This is a genomic window from Exiguobacterium sp. UBA6282 (assembly GCF_002440475.1).
In the GTDB taxonomy this organism is placed as follows: domain Bacteria; phylum Bacillota; class Bacilli; order Exiguobacteriales; family Exiguobacteriaceae; genus Exiguobacterium_A.
This window is the reverse complement of the sequence record NZ_DJUM01000014.1, coordinates 86722-90019: the sequence shown is the minus strand read 5'-3', so window position 1 is coordinate 90019 and position 3298 is coordinate 86722. Positions and strand designations below refer to the sequence as shown.

Here is a 3298-nt window from a genome sequence, read left to right as displayed (position 1 = left end):
TCGTTCGTACAACCACTCGCGACTAAGGATTAAATTCTCTGGCAATTCTTCGAAGATATGCAGAAATCCTTGCGAATGAAACAGGATCCGACCCGAGAACAAGTCGATTTGTGAGATCGCGGCATTAACGGCTTCGTAGATTTCACGTGCCTGTGCCCGTTCCGTGACGAGTTGACGTCGCGCCTCGTCGACTTCCGATAAATCATAGAGGACGACCGATAGATGATCCGGATGATGCGGACGATGGAAGGCTTTCAAGCGCAACAGCTGATAGGTATCGTCAGCGGTCAACAGGGAGACTTCCATTTCAAAACGTTCCTTTTCACCCGCAATCAAACGTTCCATCTCGAACCGGAGCGGATCGAAGTCACGTGGATGAATCCGACTAAATAATTGTGCTTGATCTAGCGTCGTTGCATCGGTTTCCGACAACCCTAAAAAATAGAGGAGTGCGGGGGAAAACTCGATCATTTGTGTGTGGATATCAAAGTGGAAGATGACGAGTTCAGGAATCTGTTCCGTCAGTTCAAGTTGGGAGCGAATGGACGAGACATCTTCTTCGAGTTGTTTCTCACGTGTGATATCACGTGCGATCCCGTAAACGCCGATGACTTGTTCGTCTTGTTCGATCGGCATGTTCGTAATTTTTAAGGTAACCCGGTGTTGATCGGCATGAAGTCCTTGTGCCGTATAATGAACGGTCTCACCATGTAACGCACGATTGAAAAAGGATGTCACCGCTTCGACTTGATCAGGTGGATTGAAGACAGCAAAGTGCTCATAGAGCGTCTCAGCGGAATAGCCGAGCATGTCCTGTAACTGTTCGTTGAAATAAATGATTGTTCCAGAGGCATCAAATAAAAAAATTGCATCTGTTTGTTGTTGAAAGAAGGCTTCCGCCGTTTCCGGACGGGACACTTCAAGTCCACCGATATAGAGTGGGGCTGTGTCGGATTGACGAATCCGATTCATCGCTTCATGAAAAGCCATCCACGTCACCTCCTTACGATACTAACGTTCTCTCTACTAGTATCGGGTGTAGGAAATGGAATTTGCAACCTTCGTTCAAGGAATAGACTTATTTTTCAAAAAAGTGAACCAGTATATGAAATTCATGATTAAAAGACAATTGTCCTAACGTGAACAAAAAAAGCCGAAGCTCCGGTGAAGGAGCTTCGGTCTAAATCTTAAATCGCTAAATCGACGGATGTAGCACTCGCATTCGGATCCGCATCCGGTCCTTGATCCGGTGCGCCCGGCATGTCACCACCCGGACCAGGTCCGTGTCCTCGACCATGACCACCATCGCGTGCTGGTCCTTTCTTGAGATCAGCGTAGCTTGAGACCGCATCTGCGCGCGACTGGATGTGTTCCTTGATTTGTTTCGCTTGTTTGTCTGTCAGCTTGCCATCTTTGACTTGTTGATCAATCGCAGCAGTTTGTGCTGTCAGGACGGCTTTCTCGAAATCGGCGTAAGCAATCTTGTTCGCTTCCGCAAATTCAGGCAATGATTGATCCGCTGCTTTGAATTTCGCTTCATCGAGTCCGAGTGCTTTTAAAATTGCTGACGTCGAGTCACCGAAGACACCACCCGGTCCATGGTCACCACGCTTACCGTGTTCGCCGCGATCAGGAAGATCGTCGTAGCTCTTCGCGTCCTTATATTCTTCGGTCAGACGAGACTTGATTTCCGTTGCTTGCTTTTTCGTCATCTTCCCGTCTTTGACGAGTTGATTGAGTTCGCTTGTTTGCGCCGCAAGCAATGCTTTTTTATAGTCGGCGAACTTAATCGACTGTGCCTTCGCATAAGCAGCAAGCGATTGATTCGCTGCATCGAATTTTGACTGACTCAGTCCGAGTGCTTTCAGGACGTCAGCAATCAACGATTCATTGAAGAAACCTGGTCCACCGTGGCGACCCATCGGCATCTTGTCTTTGAGTTCATCGTAGCTCTTGACGCCACTGAATCGTTCCGTTTGGCGCTTCAACATGTCGTCTGCTTGCGTTTGTGTTAAGTCACCTGATTTAACGAGACTAGCGAGCTGTTCCTTTGCTGCTGCGAGTTCTGCCTTTTTATAATCAGCGAACGAGATCCCTTTTGCTTTTGCAAGATCTGCGATTGATTGCCCTTTCTCCCGGGCAGCATCTACCTCAGTTTGTGTCAGGTTCAATTTTTTCAAGAGTAACGTCATGTCGTGTTTTTTCATACCTTCGAAGTGGTGCCCGTGTTTCGCTTGTTTTGTCGTGCTCGAGTCGTCGTTCGTCGCAGCATATGCTGATGCGCCTCCAACGGTTAATACGCTAATTGTCAATGCAGTGATCCATTGTTTTTTGAATGTCATGGGATGATCACTCCTTTCACCTTTTATGGTAGAGGGTCACGAAAGAGAAGTTGTGAGGAAGTTGCAAAGAAACTGCGAAGAAAGGAAAATCTGGACAAAAAGGCGCTACACTAGGAGTGGAGGGATGACCATGAATGTACTATTGATTGAGGATGAACAAAAATTAGCGCAGGTGACAGCGCGTTTCCTGCGTCACCATGCGTATGAGGTAACGATTGCCGGTTCGTTAGCAGAGGCGAAACAGTGCTTAACGACAACGTTTGACGCTGTCTTAATCGACGTCCGCTTGCCGGACGGTGACGGTTGGTCGCTCGTGCCAAGTATCAAATCACAAGTTCAGCCGCCGGTCGTCTTCATGATGACCTCGCGTGGGGAGGCAGATGATCGTGTCTTCGGACTCGAACTCGGTGCCGATGATTATCTCGTCAAACCGGTCGTCCTGAAGGAATTGACGATCCGGCTTGAACGGGCATTAAAAGTCCGGCCGGTCGCCCGTCATGTGTTCGGTGACTTGACGATCGATGAGAAGGGACGCCAAGTCAAATTGGGAGAACAGGCAGTCAGTCTCGCAAAGATGGAATTCGAACTGTTGCTCTACTTCATCGAACATCTCGGGGAGGCACTGAGCCGGGATCAGATTCTTGACGACGTCTGGGGTTACGCATTTGGAGGCGATACCCGGACGGTCGACACGCACGTCAAACAATTGCGCGATAAGCTACCCGTCATTAGACAACAATTGAAGACGGTGCACCGGGTCGGCTATCGATTGGAGGCGATTGAATGAAACGACGTCCTTTGATGCGTAAGTTCTTATACGCTGTCGTCGGTCCGCTGCTCGTGATGGGGGTCCTCAGTTTCGTCTTGACGGCGTTCCTTGTCAATCGGTTTGCAGAAGGCGAACGGTACGATCAACTCGCGCGGGAAGCGAACATCATCAAACAAGCGCTTGAAGC

The 3298-nt window shown here is 48.9% G+C and carries 3 protein-coding genes; 1 reads left to right on the top strand and 2 read right to left on the bottom strand.

Annotated features, from left to right (window positions below):
- Both B2751_RS04180 and B2751_RS04175 read right to left on the bottom strand, forming a co-directional pair.
- The coding region (locus tag B2751_RS04180; protein ID WP_290773039.1) for a PAS domain-containing protein at positions 1 to 990 on the bottom strand (990 nt) is incomplete at its 3' end.
- A 197-nt stretch (positions 991 to 1187) separates the two neighbouring features.
- On the bottom strand, positions 1188 to 2342 hold the full coding sequence (locus B2751_RS04175; protein ID WP_290773037.1) for a hypothetical protein: 1155 nt from the start codon (positions 2340 to 2342) through the stop codon (positions 1188 to 1190).
- Between the two features lie 130 nt (positions 2343 to 2472).
- Between B2751_RS04175 and B2751_RS04170 the strand changes: the two genes are divergently transcribed.
- Entirely contained in the window at positions 2473 to 3129 is a 657-nt protein-coding gene (locus B2751_RS04170; RefSeq protein ID WP_290752459.1) for a response regulator transcription factor, read from the top strand.
- Positions 3130 to 3298 lie beyond the last annotated feature (169 nt).

Bases quoted from the DNA above. Each gene is read 5' to 3' on its own strand.
- B2751_RS04175 (WP_290773037.1), bottom strand. From the start codon at position 2,342: ATGACATTCAAAAAACAATGGATCACTGCATTGACAATTAGCGTATTA.
- B2751_RS04170 (WP_290752459.1), top strand. From the start codon at position 2,473: ATGAATGTACTATTGATTGAGGATGAACAAAAATTAGCGCAGGTGACA.